Source organism: Nocardioides sp. LHG3406-4, assembly GCF_049897745.1.
GTDB lineage: Bacteria > Actinomycetota > Actinomycetes > Propionibacteriales > Nocardioidaceae > Nocardioides.
Map to the genome: position 1 here is coordinate 116354 of NZ_JAFCWV010000007.1, position 15154 is coordinate 131507.

Here is a 15154-nt window from a genome sequence, read left to right on the forward strand (position 1 = left end):
CCCATGTCATCAAGCACGCCCTCCACGCCCCCCGAGATCGTGGCCCAGGCCGACGCCGGCACCATCCCGCGGTACGCCGGCCTGTCGACGTTCGCCCGACTCCCGCGCTTGGAGGACGTCACGCGCTACGACCTGGCGGTGCTCGGCGTGCCGTTCGACTCCGGCACCAGCTACCGGCCGGGCGCCAGGTTCGGCCCCGCCCACATCCGGCAGTCCTCACGGCTGCTGCGCCCCTACAACCCCTATCAGGAGGTCGCGCCCTTCGAGGTCCAGCAGGTCGTCGATGCGGGCGACGTGCCCTGCAACCCCTTCGACATCCAGGACGCCATCGCCGCGATCGAGCGTCGCGCCGACGAGCTGCTGCACTCGAGCACGACCCGGCTGCTGACCCTGGGCGGCGACCACACGATCGCCCTGCCGCTGCTGCGCTCGCTGCACCGCGTGCACGGTCCGCTGGCGCTGATCCACTTCGACGCGCACCTGGACACCTGGGACACGCTCTACGGCTCCAAGTTCGTGCACGGCACTCCGTTCCGGCGCGCCCACGAGGAAGGCCTGCTGCTCGACCAGCAGTCGGCCCACGTCGGCATCCGCAGCTCGGTCTACAGCCCCGACGACTTCTCGATGGACGCCGGGCTCGGGTTCACGATCGTGCACAGCGCTGACATGGACCGGGAGGGCCTGACCGCGATCCTGGAGCGGCTGCGCAGCCGGATCGGGGCCGAGGTCCCGGTCTACGTCTCCATCGACATCGACGTCCTGGAGCCGGCGATCGCTCCCGGCACGGGAACGCCGGAGCTGGGCGGGCTGTCGGGCCGTGAGGCGCTGGCCCTCCTGAGAGGGCTCGACGGGCTCAACATCGTGGGCTCCGACATCGTGGAGGTGGCGCCGGCCTACGACCACGCGGAGCTGACCGGCGTCGCGGCCGCCAATCTCGCCTACGAGCTGGTGTCCCTGATGCGAGTCCGGTGAGCGGGTTCCCCTGGCCCGACGGGTGTCGTGGCGCCGCGAGCTTCACGTTCGACGTGGACGCCGAGTCGGGGGTGCTGTGCAGCCACCCCGCGGCCGCCGGCAACCTCTCGACGATGAGCCACCAGGCCTACGGCCCGCGAGTCGGGCTGCCCCGGATCCTCGCGATGCTGGACCGGCACTCGGTGCGGGCGACGTTCTTCGTGCCAGGCTACACCGCCGAGTGCTACCCGGACCGGATCAGGATGGTCCGCGACGCGGGCCACGAGGTCGCCGCACACGGCTACCTGCACGAGACGCCCGCCGACGTGTCGCCGTCGGTGGAGCGGGCCGCCCTGCTGCACGGGCTCGACGTACTCGAGGAGCTGCTGGGCACCAGACCGATCGGCTATCGCTCGCCGAGCTGGGGCCTGAGCCTCGACTCGGTTGGAATCCTCGGCGAGGCGGGGATCGGCTACGACAGCAGCCTTATGGACGGCGACGAGCCGTACCTCATCGCGCACGCCGCCGGACGGCCGCTGGTTGAGCTGCCGGTCCAGTGGGGCCTCGACGACTGGGAGCCGTTCGCCTACCTGCCGGAGATCACCGGCAGCGGGGTGATCGCCCACCCGCGGGAGGTGGTGTCGCGCTGGACGGACGAGTATCAGGCGACCACCGACGAGGGCGGTCACTTCATCCTGACCTGCCACCCGTTCCTCAGCGGCCGGCCGTCGCGGACCCGTGCCCTCGAGGAGCTGGTCGCCACCGCCGTGGCCGACCCGGGCGTGTGGGTGGCGACGATGGGCGAGGTCGCGGACCTCGCCGCCGACTGCGGCCTCGTGCCGCGCGAGGACCTGTTCAGCCGGCCGGAGCCTCGAGCCCTGGCGTGACGCGCTCGGGCACAGCAGGATGCCTGGAGGACCTGCAGGCAGGAGAGAAGCGATGGACCAGCCCACGGCGGAGCGGGCGCTCCGCGAGCTCGAGCCCCTGGTGGGCCGGTGGACCTTCGTGGCCACGGGTGCCGACGGGACGCGGTGGCCCGGCGAGGGGCGGGTCACCTTCGAGTGGCACGACTCCGGTGCCCATCTGATCCAGCGGACGTCGGTCGACCTGCCCGAGGCGCCCGACGGCGTCTCGGTCATCGGGTGCGACGGGGCCACAGGCAGCTACGTGCAGGTCTACGCCGACGAGCGGGGGTCTGCCGCATCTACCAGATGAGCATCGGCGACGGCGTGTGGCGGCTGTGGCGCGACTGTGCGCCGTTCTCCCAGCGGTTCACGGGGACCTTCAGCGACGACGGCGACACGATCAGGGCCCGGTGGGAGATCGCCGAGGGCCACGAGACCTACGTGACCGACTTCGACCTGGTCTACACGCGCGTCGGCAGCTGAGCTCAGAGCTGCGAGAGGTCCGGCGGCACGTCGACGGCGTGCTCGCGAAGCGCCTCGAGGGGTACGACGCGCAGCACGGACTCGTGCGTCGAGGCCAGCACCACCGGCGCGGCCGCCCCGTCGGCGTACGCCTGCAGCCAGCGCACCGCGACCACGCACCAGCGGTCGCCCGGCGTCAGCCCCGGGAAGCCCCACTCCGGGATGGCGGTCACCAGGTCGTTGCCGACCGACTGCTGGTGCGCGAGGAACTCGGTGGTCAGCACGGCACAGACCCCGTGCACCCCGACGTCCTCCGGCCCCACGGTGCACGTGCCGTCGCGGTAGAAGCCGGTCACCGGGTCGGTGCCGCACGGTTCGAGCTCGCCACCCAGCACGTTGCGCTCTGTCACCGCGCCAGCCTCTCATCGTCGCCGGGCGGCCCGTCGTCGGCCGCGCTACGCCGCCGACGACGGCTTCCGAGTCTGCGTCATGAACTCCCAGGTGAGCGCGTGGGCCAGGACCACGAGGAGCACCAGCAGGAACGCCGCGGCCTGGGGAGGTGTGAGGCCCACCAGCTCGGCCAGCTCGGGTACGACGCCCAGCACGGCGACGAGGCCGTAGACCACGGCGACCAGCCACCGGTGGCGGCGCACCAGGCCGGGAGTGCTCACATGACGGTCCACCCGGATCAGCCGCAGGGTGCTGTAGGCGCCGATGCCGGAGGCGGCGACGAAGGTGATGCGCCAGATCAGCGGCTCGGACGGGTCGATCTGAGCGAACAGGCTCATCAGCGCAGGCAGCAGGAAGGAGACGTAGACACCGCCCACCAGCCGGCGCAGGTCCGGGTCGGCGAGCCAGTCCGGCCGACGCTCCACCACGTTCCACCAGAGCCCGACGAGCGTGAAGCAGGTGCCGGCCACGACGGCGTAGAAGGTGCTCAGGTCCATCACCTCAGTGTGGCGCAGCCGGGATCGCGCTGTCGCTGCAAATCTAGGGGATCCGGGAAGCGCGCTGCCGGCCGAGCTCAGTCGCTGCTGAGCCGTGCGTGCAGGTGCTCGTCGTGCAGCCTGCCGTCCTGGTAGCGGAACGACTGGCGCAGCGTGCCCTCGAGCAGGAAGCCGGCCCGCCCGGCCACCGCGCACGAGGCGGTGTTCTCCACCGAGTGGTAGAGGTAGACGCGGTGCAGGCCCAGCGCCGAGTAGGCCCACGACGTGGCGGCGAGCACGGAGCGGGTGGCCACGCCGCGCCCGCGAGCCCACGGCGCCAGCCAGTATCCGATCTCGGCATCCCCGCCCTCGACGTCGATCTCCTGCAACGACACCGACCCGAGCAGCCTCCCGGGGCCGTCGTCGCCGTCGGCCTCGGCCACCACCCAGGCAGCGTGCGTGCCCGTACCCCAGTCGTTGCGTCGGTCGGCGAAGGCCGCCTCGGCTTCGGCGTCGACGGGCACGGGGTGCCACCTCTGCAGGCGCGCGTCCGCGAAGGCCGCCGACAGCTGCGCCTCGTCACCCGGCTCGAACTGCCGCAGGACGAGATCGTCGAAGGGGACCCGGACGGGCCTGGTGACCATGGCTCCACGTTAGGTGCCCCGCTGACGACCTCAGGCCTGCGGGGCCGGATCGGTGAGTTCTGCGGAAATCCGGACAGACCTTCGGCGGCTTCGCTACATTTCTGTCCGAACCCGCGGCGTACCCGAGAGCGCCGCGGGTTCTCCCATTCCCCGAAGTCCGCGCCACTAGAGTCCTCGGCGTGATCCGCCACACCGTCGCCTTCCGCCTCACCCATCCCGCCGGCTCGTCCGAGGAGCACGACTTCCTCGCCGCGGCCCGGGTGCTCGCGGACATCCCGGGGGTCGAGCAGTTCGAGCAGCTGCGCCAGACCAGCGCCAAGAACGACTTCTCCTTCGGCTTCTCGATGGAGTTCGCCGACCGGGCGGCGTACGACGCCTACAACGACCATCCGGCGCACACGGCGTTCGTCGCGGAGCGCTGGGTGCCCGAGGTCGCGAGCTTCCTGGAGATCGACTACGAGCCGCTGGCCTGACCGCCGACCGTGAGGCCACCCATCTGGCGGGAGCCGGGCATGCGCCCCCTGGTCGCGATGACCTGCTCCGGCTTCTGCGGCTACGCCGCCCTGCTCGCGGTCGCGCCGCTGTGGGCGGTGCACGGGGGCGCCGGCACCGGCGGTGCCGGCCTGGTCAACGGCGTGCTGCTGGCCTTCACGGTCCTCACCCAGCTCCTGGTGCCGGCGGCCCTGCGCCGCTTCGGCTGGGGCCCGGTGCTGATCGCCGGCATGGCACTGCTCGGTGCACCCTCTGCGCTGTACGCCGTCTCCGACGCCCTCGCCCCGGTCCTGGCGATCTCGGCGGTGCGCGGCGTCGGCTTCGGCGTGCTGACCGTCACTGGCAGCTCCGCCGTAGCCGCCCTCGTGGGTGCCGAGCGCCGGGGCGACGCCATCGGGATCTACGGGCTGGCGATCGCGCTGCCGAACCTTCTCCTGCTCCCGGCCGGGCCGTGGGTCGCCCAGCACGTCGGATTCTGGGTCGTGTTCTGCGTGAGCGCCGTCCCCGTGCTCGGCATCCCGGCTGCCCGACGTCTGGCTGAGGCGCTGCCGGGCAGGCCGCCCGAGCCGGCGCGGGCCGCGACCGGCGCTCCGGTCTTCGCGACGCTCGTGCCGCTGCTGCGCCCCACGCTGCTCCTGCTGACGGTCACGATGGCGGGTGGCGCAGCGATCACCTTCGTCCCGCAGATGGTGTCGGGAAGCCTGTTGGGCGCGCTGGGCCTGCTCGTCATGGGGCTCGTCGCCGCACTGAGTCGCTGGCGGGCGGGACGGCTGGCAGACCGGTACGGCACCCAGCGCTTCCTGTGGCCCCTCGCGGTCCTGACCGCCACCAGCGCGGCGCTCGTCGCCTGGTCGGTCGCCGACCCGCAAGCGACCAGGGCGGGAGTCTTCCTCGCCGCGGCAGCGATGCTGGGGCTGGCCTACGGCGCGCTGCAGAACCTCACCCTCGTCGTGGCCTTCGCCGTGGTCTCGCGGCGGCACCACAACCTGGCCAGCTCCGTGTGGAACATCGGGTTCGACGGCGGCACGGCGCTCGGCGCCGTGGCGGTCGGCGTCATCGCTCAGCAGACGTCGTTCACCACCGCGTTCCTGGTCGTCGCCGGGCTCGCGGTGCTGGTGCTGCCCGCAGCGGTCGTGCGTGGGCATCGCCCCTGACGGCCCGAGGGCGTCGGCTGCCGCGCGTCGAAGAAGGCAGGGATTCCGGAAACGATCCGTCCGGAACCGCCGCTACCGTGACCGGCATGACGACCACACAGACCCCCTGGGAACCGCCCCTCGCGGGCACCGAGGTCGAGCAGCTCCTCGGCGCCCTGGACCGGTTGCGCATGACGTTCCGCTGGAAGGCCGACGGCCTAGACGCGGCCGGGCTGCAGGCCCGGATCGGCGCCTCGGCCCTCACGCTCGGCGGGCTCCTCAAGCACCTCGCCGCCGCGGAGGACTACATGTTCACGGTCAAGCTGAGTGGCGCCCCGATCGGCGCACCGTGGGACACCACCGGCTGGGACGGCAGCGACGACTGGGACTTCAGCTCGGCGGCGGACGACAGCCCCGAGGAGCTCTACACGCTCTACGACGGCGCCGTCGACCGTGCCCGCACCAGGGTCCGAGCGGCCCTGGAGGACGGCGGGCTCGACCAGCCCGTCCACGCGAACGACGGGGAGGGCAACCACGCCAGCCTGCGGCGGCTCCTGTGCGACCACGTCGAGGAGTACGGCCGGCACACCGGGCACGCCGACCTGATCCGGGAGGCCGTGGACGGGCGTGTGGGGGAGGATCCGCCGCCCGGGTGGACTCCGACCAGCGGTGGCCGCGCCTAGGGCGCAGGCTCGGCGTCAGCCCGAGGTGGGCGGCAGCTCCTGGAGGTCGAGCCGCATCACGGCTCGACGCAGCGTCGGCCGGCTCACCTCGGTGAACCCGGCCGCGGCGAAGGTGCCGACGGTGCCGACGAGGAGCTCCTCGGTGATCACGTCGGTCGTGGTGATCGGGTAGCCCTCGATGGCGCGGGCACCGCGCTTGCGCGCGAAGTCGACAGCGGCCCGCACCAGGACGCGGCTGACGCCCTGCCTTCGGAAGCCCTGCCGGGTGAAGACGCAGGTGACCGCCCAGACGCTCTCGTCGGTCCTGTCCTCGTCGCGGCCCTCCCAGGGGACGCGCATGGTGCGCACCAGCCCGGTGAAGGCCGGCCGCGGCTCGACCGCGCACCAGCCGGCGGGCTCGGCGTCGACGTAGGCGACCAGGCCGCTCGTCGCCTCCGCCTCGGGATGTCCGCAGTCGGTCTGCTGGCGCAGCCGGTGCGCGCGCTCCTCGACCGGGAACGATCCGAACGACTCCCGCCGCTGCAGCTTGAACCGCTGGCACTGGCACCTGGCCGCCGGGCCGCGCGTGCCGAGAACCGTCTGGAGGTCGTCCCACGTCGCCTCGTTGGCCGGCACGACGGTGACGGTCACTCCGGCGGGTCCTCGCCGACGAGGCCGTCGATCGACTCCCGGATCAGATCGGCGTGGCCGGCATGACGGGCGTACTCCTCGATCACGTCGACGAACATCTTGCGCAGGCTGGGGAGCTCGGGCCACGGGCCACGGGCCGCCCGTCGGTCGAGACCGCCCTCGGGCAGGGCCTCCGCGACGGCCGTGCGCGAACGGGCGACCGCTCCCTCCCACAGGGCCATCAGCTCCGGCGGGCTGTCGTCGGCGGCCGTGTTCCACTCCCAGTCAGGGTCGTCGTAGTCAATGGCCGCCCACTCCGGGCCGAGGTCGCGGTCCCACAGGCAGCGCGTGAAGAAGTAGTCCTCGACGAAGGCCATGTGCTTGAGCAGGCCGCCCAGCGTCATGCTCGACGGACCGAGCGTGGCGCGCATCGACTCGGCGTCGAGCGGCCCGCACTTCCAGGCGAACCTCCCCCGGATCCGGTCGAGGCTGCCGAGCAGCGTCTCGACCTCGGTGCCTGCGGCGGGAAGGTCCGTGAAGCCCTCTGTGGTGGTCACGCGCAGCAGCCTACGAGAGGCGCGCGCTGGTCGGCGGGCGTTCGGCGGGCGTTCGGCGGGCGTCAGACGGCGAAGACGGACACCAGCGCGGACTCGGAGCTGGAGACCCAGGCGGAGAGGTCCACCAGCAGGGGGGCGAGCAGGGCCTTCAGCTTGGCGACCGGATGGATCTGCAGCCCCCGTCGCGTGGGACAGACCGGCTCCCGGCTCACCAGGTCCATGCCGGCCGGGGTCCACGCCAGAGCATCCTGGCGGACCAGGTGGTCCACCGTGCGGCAGGCCTGACCCGCCAGCCCGTCCGAGGTGCTCCAGAGCCGCGCGGCCAGGTCGGGGGTCGGCCGGTCCTGCAGGAGCTGGGAGACCAGGCCGTCGAACTCCGAGCGGCTCAGCCTGCCGACGTGCACGAGGGCCTCGCGCCGCGACGGCGCCGGCCGGACGCTGCTCCGGATCGGTACGACGAGCACGCACCGCCGGTCACGTGCCTCCTCCCTGATGCGGGCGCTCTCGTCGTCGTCCAGGGCGACGACCTCCGGCAGCAGCTCGAAGGTCGTCCGTCGCGGGAACGGCAGCTCCTCGACCATCCGGCGCGCTTGCAGGGCCACCATCCCGCGGCCCGAGCCCGGCTCCCCGTGCAACCAGACCACACCCCCCGGGTGGGGGCCTCGCTGGAGGAGCCGTACGGCGTTGGCGAGCTCGGTGGCTTTGTCCAGGTGGCACTCGGGGGGACCCGGCTCCCACCGGTCGCCGGCCGTCACCACCTGCAGGTAGAGCGCACGCGTCGCCGGAGACGGCTGCACCGCGTAGGTGTCGTCGAGCCTGATGCGCAGCCGCTCGAAGGTGTCGATGGCCCGGGGCGTCTCGCCCAGGCCGGCCCACGCGACCATGAGCGCCCGGGCGGTGGCCTCGGTGCTGCGCACCGAGTCCGCCAGCCTGGCCAGCTCCAGGCTGGCGCGCATCCATCTCAGGGACGCCGCCGCCGCTGCGGCATCCAGCAGCATCTGGTGCCGGAGTGCCTGCAGATCGTCGCGCAGGGCGTAGACGGCGTCGCACGACGATCCGGACACCACGAGGTCGCCACCGCACGACTCCTCGCTCTCCTGCACCAGGGACAGCAGTGTCCGGTCGTCGCGTGCCCCCCGGGCATCCTCGACGCGAGCGGCGAGCCGTCGCCGCTCCGCGACATCGGTCCACACGTCGCCGAGGCCGATGCGGTCACCCGAGCGTCGTACGACGTCCGGCCCGAGCGTCCTGCGCAGCTGGGCGATCGCCGTGCGCAGGCTCGCGCGCCCGTGCTGGTCGGTGCCGGCCGCCGGCCACAGCAGCGCGACGTAGTGGTCGGCGCGGCGCCACGTCTCCCCGGCCTCGGCCAGAAGCCGGAGCAGGTCGAGAGCCCTGACCGTCGGCACGGCCTCGGCGTCGACGAGCACTCCGTCGTCGCGCTCGAAGCGGATCGTCCCCAGCAGTCGGATGGTCGTCGGCATGTCGCTCCCCCAGCAGGCAGTCCCGAGCGACTGGATCTCGCGGGGCTCAGCGTCGCCCCTCCACGAGGGTGCTGTGACCGCGCCGAGGGGTCATGCCCAGTTCTGGGGACGGCGTGAAATGCCCCGAGCGGGCCGGGCATAGCCCGTTCGGGCTATGTCGAAATGGCCCGTCCGGAACTTTCACGGGCCTGTCACGCAGCACCCGAAAACTCCAACCCGAGCACCGCCGCGATCCGTAGCGGCCGGTGCGCGTCGCCGGGAGGGCCAGCGGCGCAGGACAGCTGGGGGTTTCCGATGGGAACAAGACGAGTACGACGTTCATGGATGCGTGCGACGGCCGCGGGGCTGATGAGCCTGGGGCTGGCGGGAATCGTGGTCACGGGGAGCCAGGGCTCGGCGACCGCCGAGTACGAGGACTCCGACTTCGAGGTCACGCGCCACGACCTGGAGTTCATCCTGAACCAGATCAAGGTCGCCGAGCACCACGCCATGGGCGGTGAGCTGCTCTGCGACGACCGCGCCGACATGAGCTGGACCTGCGTGCCCGACGCCAAGCTGCCGTACGGGCTGCGGACCGTGGACGGGTCGTTCAACAACCTGCTCCCGAACACCGCCCAGTTCCCGAAGCGCGGCACGTTCGGCGCCGCGGGCCAGGAGTTCCCGCGCATGCTCGCTCCGGAGTTCAAGGACGCGGAGTCCTTCGACCCGGACGGGCCGGCGGGCCCGGCCCCGTCGATGCCGTCGTCGTACAAGAGCAAGTCCGGCTACGTGGTCGACTCGGAGCCGCGTGAGATCAGCAACCTGATCGTCGACCAGACGATGGACAACCCGGCCGCCGCCGAAGTGGCTCTCGAGGTCGAGGGGTCCGGGGTCATCGACCTGCCGCCCCTGCCGACGCAGCCCGGCACCCCACGGCCCGGCCACGGGATCTTCATCCCCAACGTCTCTCCCGACGAGGGCCTCTCGGCGTCCTACAACTCGTGGTTCACGTTGTTCGGCCAGTTCTTCGACCACGGGCTCGACCTCGTGGCGAAGGGCGGCAGCGGCACCGTGATGGTCCCGCTCAAGAGCTCCGACCCGCTGTACCAGGCGACGGGGTCGAACCCGATGCGGAACATGATCCCGCTGACCCGGGCGACCAACAAGCCTGGTCCTGACGACATCCTGGGCACCAGCGACGACATCCAGGAGCACACCAACCGCACCACGTCGTACGTCGACCAGAACCAGACCTACACCTCGCACCCGTCGCACCAGGTCTTCATCCGCGAGTACGAGATGCAGGACGGCGCGCCCGTGCCGACCGGCCGGCTCCTCGGTGGCGCCGGCGGCGAGGGCCTCGCCAACTGGTCCCAGATCAAGGCCCAGGCCTCCTCGCTGCTCGGCATCGAGCTCGACGACATGGACGCACTGGCGGTGCCGCTGGTGGCGACCGACCCCTACGGCCACTTCATCCCGGGCGAGAACGGCTTCCCGCAGGTCGTGCAGCCCTCCACGGCGACGGTCGAGGGTGACCCGGGCGCGCCCGCGGACGCCACCGACGCCATGAAGGCGGGCGTCGCGTTCCTCGATGACATCGCACACGCCGCGGCCCCGAACCCGGAGGGCACCCACGACGCGGCCCTGCTGGGTGAGCACTTCATCACCGGGGACGGCCGGGGCAACGAGAACATCGGCCTGACGTCGGTGCACCACGTCTTCCACAGCGAGCACAACCGACTCGCGGCTCACATCGACGAGCTGATCGCCGGGGAGGACGACGCGTTCGAGAGCCGCTGGCGTGATGAGAGCGGGGTGTGGGGCTACGGCGAGAGGCTGTTCCAGGCGGCGCGCTTCGTCACGGAGATGGAGTACCAGCACCTGGTGTTCGAGGAGTTCGCGCGCAAGGTCCAGCCGAACGTCGACCCGGGCCCGATCAACGAGTCGCTCTACCACGGTGACATCGACTCCTCGGTGAAGGCGGAGTTCGCGCACGTCGTCTACCGCTTCGGCCACTCGATGCTCAACGAGACCGTCGACCGCGAGGGCTTCGGGACGACGTCGATGCCGCTGCTCGACGCGTTCCTCAACCCGGCCGCGTTCACCGACAACGGTGCGCTGACGCACGACGAGGGCGCCGCGGCCGTCATCCAGGGGATGATGAACCAGACCGGCAACGAGATCGACGAGTTCGTCACCGACACCCTGCGCAACAACCTGCTGGGCGTCCCGCTGGACCTGGCGACGATCAACCTGGCTCGGGGCCGAGACACCGGCATCCCGTCGCTGAACAAGGCCCGGCGCCAGTTCTTCGCGAACGGAGCGAACTCCGCACTGCGTCCGTACGCGAGCTGGGAGGACTTCCGGCTCGAGCTCAAGCACCGCGCCTCGATCGTCAACTTCATCGCGGCGTACGGCATCCACCCGACGCTCGCGTCGGCCGGCACGCTGGACGAGAAGAGGCTCGCTGCCCAGGCGCTGACACTCGACAGCGCCTTCATGACCGCCCCGGCCGCCGCCAGCGGCCTGGACGACGTGGACCTGTGGATCGGCGGCCTCGCCGAGCGGCCCGCGGTCTTCGGGGGCATGCTCGGCACTACCTTCAACCACGTGTTCGAGGAGCACATGGAGGACCTGCAGAACGGTGACCGGTTCTACTACCTGAACCGCAACCAGGGCCTCAACCTCTTCCACCAGCTGGAGGCGAACTCGTTCGCCGAGCTGGTCATGCGGAACACGGCTGCGCAGGACCTGCCGGTCGACATGTTCGCCAGCCAGGACCTGACCATCGACCTGGACACCGTCCCGGCCGGGGGGGTCCCGGGCCTGAGCCAGCTCGACGGCTGGTGGCGCTGGGACGGCGACGAGCACATCACCATGCACGGCACGCTGGGTGTCGACAGGATGCGTGGCGGTGAGGGCGACGACGCGTTGTGGTCGCACGAGGGTGACGACCACCTGGAAGGCGGCATCGGCAACGACGGGTTCCACGGCGGACCCGGTGACGACGTCCTCACCGACGTGTTCGGTGACGACACCTTCCACGCCGGTCCCGGCGACGACGTCGTCAACGCCGGCCACGGTTTCGACGTGATCTTCGGGCAGTCCGGGAAGGACTTCCTCCTACACGGGCAGGAGGCCACCCAGTCCTTCGCGGGACAGGGCGCCGACTTCCTGCAGGGCGGCAACGCAAGCGACGTCATGACCGGCAACGAGGCCGACGACTGGCTCGAGGGCGGCAAGGGCGCCGACCTGGTGCAAGGCGACAACGCGCTGACGTTCCAGAACGACCCGGTGGGCGGTGCGGACGTGCTCGACGGCGGGTCCGGCAACGACGACCACGACGCCGAGGGTGGTGACGACATCATGCTGAACAACGGCCGTGACCGTCACGCCGGCATGCTCGGCTTCGACTGGGTCACCCACAAGGGCGACCCGGACCCGGTCGACGCCGACCTGGACGTGCTGATCTTCCAGCCGCCGAACGTCACGGTCATGAGGTCCCGCTTCATGAACGTCGAAGGTCTCTCGGGCTGGGAGGGCAACGACGTGCTCCGTGGGCGCCGTCACCCGGGCGACCAGGCGTTCCCCATCGGTGGCAAGGGTCACGAGCTGACCCAGGCACAGCTCGACCGGGTCTCCGGCCTGCGCGAGATGCTGAGCTCCGGCCAGCAGCTCGAGGGCGGCTCGCTGCCCGAGGTGCCGAAGTACGCCACCCCCTTCCTGGCCATCAACCAGACGGGCAACATGCTGCTCGGAGGAGGCGGCAGCGACCTGATGGAGGGTCGGTCCGGTGACGACTACCTCGACGGTGACGCCGCCCTGGACGTCTACCTGGAGCTCCCCGGCGGCGAGCGCGCCGACTCGATGTCGCAGGTCCAGGAGCGCGCGTTCGCGGGCGAGATCGACCCGGCCGACATCGAGACCCGTCGCGAGATCGTCCAGCAGGTCGACAACAGCATCGACACCGCTGTCTACGCCGACGTGCGTGACCAGCACACGCTCACCGAGAACGGTGACGGGACTTGGCGCGTCGCCCACGTGGACGAGGACGCCGGTGGGCTCCAGTCCGGTGTGGACACGCTGCGCAACATCGAGCGCGTCCAGTTCGCCGACGAGACCGTCGACCTGGTCGACCTGCAGGGCACGGCCGCGTCGGGCCACCTCACGTTCAGCACCGACCAGCCGAAGGAGGACGAGCCGCTCACGGTGACCGGTCACTTCAGCGACCCGGACGGCCCGATCCAGACGGACACGATCGTCTACACCTGGCAGTACGGCGACGACGAGGGTGAGTTCACGCCCTCCGCCAACGGGGTCGGTGCGACGTTCACTCCCGGTGACCCGGAGGCCGGCTTCACGCTGCGGGTGATCGCGACGTTCCTCGACGCCAACGGGACGCTGGAGTCGATCACCTCGCACACGACCCTGCCGGTCGTGAACGTCAACGACGAGCCGACCGGCCTGGTCGTGGACCCGCAGAGCCCGGCGGTCGGGAGCGTGGTCGCGGCCAGCGGCCTGGTCGACCCCGACGGGACGCACAACGACGACGGCGATCTGATCGTGGACCTCGACCACCAGTGGCAGCGCGGTAGCGGGAGCAGCTGGACGAACATCCCCGGTGCCACGGCGAGCAGCTACACGGTGATGCCGGCCGACTCGGGTCAGCGGCTCCGGGTGCGCATCCGGTTCAGCGACGTCCACGGCACGCCCGAGGAGATCCTCTCCGAGCCGTCGGACGTCGTACCCGACCTGGCCGCGCCGGGGATCCCGGCCCTGGGAGCTGCCGCGGTGGCCGGTGCGTCCTCGGCCAGGGTGACCTGGTCGCCGCCGGGGTTCGGGGAGTCGACCCTGATGGGCTTCGAGGTGAAGGTCCTCAGGAACGGCGCGACGGACCGCATCATCGAGGCGATCGCCCACGACGCGGTGAGCCTCGAGGTCACCGGACTGGAGATCGGGCCGGAGTACCGCTTCCAGGTGCGGGGCGTGAACGCCGCCGGCCCGGGAGCCTGGTCCCCCAGGAGCGCCCCGTTGGTGCTGTCGGCGACGCCTCCCCCGGGACAGCAGCCGCCGGCACCTCGACCGCCGACGACGCAGCCGCCGACGACGGGCACCCCGCCCGTCACCGGCACCCCCGGCACCCAGCCGGCGGCGCCGGCGGCGCCCGAGATGCGGTCGGTAAGGGCCGGCAAGGCCGGCGGTGCGAAGACGATCAGGGTCGCCTGGTCGGCTCCGGAGCTCACAGGTGGCGCGTCGACCCTGCAGTACCGGGTCGTGGTGCAGAAGGTCCGCCCCGGCAAGGACAAGGTGGTGGCGAGGAGGTCCTTCGGGCCGCAGCGCCTGGCACACACCTTCACCCTGCCGAAGGGGCGCTACCGGGTCACGGTCGTCGCCGTGAACGAGGTGGGCAGCAGCCTGGGCACCACCTCGAAGGTGGTGAGGGCCCGGTAGTCGGCCCCACCCCGCAGACCCCCCGCGACCCGGACGTCCCCCACGCCGTCCGGGTCGCGGGGCTTCCACGAAGGGTGCTGTTCGTTGAACGATGGGAGGAGACCGAGCCGGGCAGGTGATCTCATGAGCAGGGTCGTCAGTGACGTCAGCATCTCCGTCGACGGGTACGCCGCCGGGCTGGGGCAGACGCTCGAGAAGCCGCTCGGCCACGGACCCGTCGAGGAGCGGCTCCACGCCTGGATGTTCGACACCCCCGAGGAGAGTCCCCACGAGCTCGGGGCCATCACCGCGGCCGGCGCCTTCATCATGGGGCGCAACATGCTCGGCCCCGGGCGTGGTGAGTGGGACCTCGACTGGCAGGGCTGGTGGGGGCCCGAGCCGCCGTACCACCGTCCCGTCTTCGTGCTGACGCACCATCCGCGTGACCCGTTGGAGATGACGGGCGGGACGACCTTCGACTTCGTCACCGACGGCATCGAGTCGGCTCTGGACCGGGCCCGCGCGGCCGCCGACGGTGGCGACGTCGCCATCGCCGGTGGGGCCGCGACGATCAACCAGTACCTCGGCGCGGGTCTGCTCGACGAGCTGCGCACCCATGTCGCGCCGGTGACGCTGGGAGCCGGGGAGCGGCTCTTCGCGGGCGTTCCGCCCCTGGAGCTGGAGGTCGTGTCGGTGCGGCCGGTCTCCTTGGCGACGCACGTGACTCACCGCCCCAGGGGCCGGATCGGGGAGACGGACGGGACCCGGCGATGACGGCCGAGGGCTAGCCGGCCGGCGCCGTCAGCCGGCCGGTGACCTCCCTCGAAGCAGGGCACGGCCGCGCTCACAGCCGGCAGCATCGTCATCTCGTCGGCGACGGAGGCATCAGGCCCGCCCGGTGG

At 71.6% G+C, this 15154-nt stretch carries 15 protein-coding genes; 9 read left to right on the forward strand and 6 right to left on the reverse strand.

Features of this window, described 5'->3' with window-relative positions; all coding sequences use genetic code 11:
- The first annotated feature begins 3 nt into the window (after positions 1-3).
- From speB to ACP7BP_RS20375, 4 genes are read left to right on the forward strand one after another with little or no spacing between them, the layout of a single operon-like run.
- Positions 4-972, forward strand: coding sequence for an agmatinase (speB, locus tag ACP7BP_RS20360; RefSeq protein WP_426247370.1), 969 nt, complete (start codon positions 4-6; stop codon positions 970-972).
- Positions 969-1838 (forward strand): polysaccharide deacetylase family protein, encoded by an 870-nt coding sequence (locus ACP7BP_RS20365; protein ID WP_426247372.1) that lies wholly within the window; start codon positions 969-971, stop codon positions 1836-1838. The genes speB and ACP7BP_RS20365 overlap by 4 nt, the downstream gene beginning before the upstream one ends.
- 52 nt (positions 1839-1890) lie before the next feature.
- Positions 1891-2166: a hypothetical protein gene (locus ACP7BP_RS20370; protein ID WP_426247374.1), complete on the forward strand. Its 276-nt coding sequence runs from the start codon at positions 1891-1893 to the stop codon at positions 2164-2166.
- Positions 2163-2339, forward strand: a complete 177-nt coding sequence (locus ACP7BP_RS20375) for a hypothetical protein (protein ID WP_426247376.1) — start codon at positions 2163-2165, stop codon at positions 2337-2339. Before ACP7BP_RS20370 ends, ACP7BP_RS20375 begins: the two co-directional genes overlap by 4 nt.
- Positions 2340-2341: 2 nt before the next feature.
- Here the strand turns inward: ACP7BP_RS20375 and ACP7BP_RS20380 are convergent, their stop codons facing one another.
- The 3 genes from ACP7BP_RS20380 to ACP7BP_RS20390 form a co-directional block, all read right to left on the reverse strand.
- Positions 2342-2728, reverse strand: coding sequence for a DUF2237 family protein (locus ACP7BP_RS20380; RefSeq protein ID WP_426247377.1), 387 nt, complete (start codon positions 2726-2728; stop codon positions 2342-2344).
- Positions 2729-2773: 45 nt separating this feature from the next.
- On the reverse strand, positions 2774-3265 hold the full coding sequence (locus ACP7BP_RS20385) for a hypothetical protein (RefSeq protein WP_426247378.1): 492 nt from the start codon (positions 3263-3265) through the stop codon (positions 2774-2776).
- A 77-nt stretch (positions 3266-3342) separates the two neighbouring features.
- Entirely contained in the window at positions 3343-3888 is a 546-nt protein-coding gene (locus ACP7BP_RS20390; protein WP_426247380.1) for a GNAT family N-acetyltransferase, read from the reverse strand.
- A 179-nt stretch (positions 3889-4067) separates the two neighbouring features.
- Here ACP7BP_RS20390 and ACP7BP_RS20395 point away from each other — a divergent pair, with 179 nt between their 5' ends.
- The 3 genes from ACP7BP_RS20395 (at position 4068) to ACP7BP_RS20405 (ending at position 6196) form a co-directional block, all read left to right on the forward strand.
- Complete coding sequence (locus ACP7BP_RS20395) at positions 4068-4361, forward strand: Dabb family protein (RefSeq protein ID WP_426247382.1); 294 nt, start codon at positions 4068-4070, stop codon at positions 4359-4361.
- A 39-nt stretch (positions 4362-4400) separates the two neighbouring features.
- Positions 4401-5534 carry an MFS transporter gene (locus ACP7BP_RS20400; protein WP_426247384.1) on the forward strand — a complete coding sequence of 378 codons (1134 nt, stop codon included), beginning with the start codon at positions 4401-4403 and terminating at the stop codon, positions 5532-5534.
- Positions 5535-5620: 86 nt separating this feature from the next.
- Complete coding sequence (locus tag ACP7BP_RS20405; protein WP_426247386.1) at positions 5621-6196, forward strand: DUF664 domain-containing protein; 576 nt, start codon at positions 5621-5623, stop codon at positions 6194-6196.
- A gap of 15 nt (positions 6197-6211) precedes the next feature.
- Here ACP7BP_RS20405 and ACP7BP_RS20410 read toward each other — a convergent pair whose 3' ends face one another.
- The 3 genes from ACP7BP_RS20410 to ACP7BP_RS20420 form a co-directional block, all read right to left on the reverse strand.
- The gene (locus ACP7BP_RS20410) at positions 6212-6826 is read right to left on the reverse strand and encodes a GNAT family N-acetyltransferase (protein WP_426247387.1); all 615 of its coding nucleotides are present in this window, start codon (positions 6824-6826) and stop codon (positions 6212-6214) included.
- Positions 6823-7362 (reverse strand): DinB family protein, encoded by a 540-nt coding sequence (locus ACP7BP_RS20415; protein WP_426247389.1) that lies wholly within the window; start codon positions 7360-7362, stop codon positions 6823-6825. Before ACP7BP_RS20415 ends, ACP7BP_RS20410 begins: the two co-directional genes overlap by 4 nt.
- A gap of 62 nt (positions 7363-7424) precedes the next feature.
- A complete protein-coding gene (locus ACP7BP_RS20420; protein ID WP_426247391.1) occupies positions 7425-8843 on the reverse strand; it encodes an AfsR/SARP family transcriptional regulator in 1419 nt (472 codons plus the stop codon).
- Between the two features lie 324 nt (positions 8844-9167).
- Here ACP7BP_RS20420 and ACP7BP_RS20425 point away from each other — a divergent pair, with 324 nt between their 5' ends.
- Positions 9168-14273 carry a peroxidase family protein gene (locus tag ACP7BP_RS20425; RefSeq protein ID WP_426247392.1) on the forward strand — a complete coding sequence of 1702 codons (5106 nt, stop codon included), beginning with the start codon at positions 9168-9170 and terminating at the stop codon, positions 14271-14273.
- A 123-nt stretch (positions 14274-14396) separates the two neighbouring features.
- Entirely contained in the window at positions 14397-15026 is a 630-nt protein-coding gene (locus ACP7BP_RS20430) for a dihydrofolate reductase family protein (protein ID WP_426247394.1), read from the forward strand.
- Positions 15027-15154 lie beyond the last annotated feature (128 nt).

What these genes read in the sequence shown, in the direction of transcription:
- ACP7BP_RS20390 (WP_426247380.1), bottom strand. Translation starts at nt 3,888, where the DNA reads ATGGTCACCAGGCCCGTCCGGGTCCCCTTCGACGATCTCGTCCTGCGG.
- ACP7BP_RS20375 (WP_426247376.1), top strand. Translation starts at nt 2,163, where the DNA reads ATGAGCATCGGCGACGGCGTGTGGCGGCTGTGGCGCGACTGTGCGCCG.
- ACP7BP_RS20430 (WP_426247394.1), top strand. Translation starts at nt 14,397, where the DNA reads ATGAGCAGGGTCGTCAGTGACGTCAGCATCTCCGTCGACGGGTACGCC.
- ACP7BP_RS20370 (WP_426247374.1), top strand. Translation starts at nt 1,891, where the DNA reads ATGGACCAGCCCACGGCGGAGCGGGCGCTCCGCGAGCTCGAGCCCCTG.
- ACP7BP_RS20385 (WP_426247378.1), bottom strand. Translation starts at nt 3,265, where the DNA reads ATGGACCTGAGCACCTTCTACGCCGTCGTGGCCGGCACCTGCTTCACG.
- ACP7BP_RS20400 (WP_426247384.1), top strand. Translation starts at nt 4,401, where the DNA reads ATGCGCCCCCTGGTCGCGATGACCTGCTCCGGCTTCTGCGGCTACGCC.
- speB (WP_426247370.1), top strand. Translation starts at nt 4, where the DNA reads ATGTCATCAAGCACGCCCTCCACGCCCCCCGAGATCGTGGCCCAGGCC.
- ACP7BP_RS20425 (WP_426247392.1), top strand. Translation starts at nt 9,168, where the DNA reads ATGCGTGCGACGGCCGCGGGGCTGATGAGCCTGGGGCTGGCGGGAATC.
- ACP7BP_RS20405 (WP_426247386.1), top strand. Translation starts at nt 5,621, where the DNA reads ATGACGACCACACAGACCCCCTGGGAACCGCCCCTCGCGGGCACCGAG.
- ACP7BP_RS20420 (WP_426247391.1), bottom strand. Translation starts at nt 8,843, where the DNA reads ATGCCGACGACCATCCGACTGCTGGGGACGATCCGCTTCGAGCGCGAC.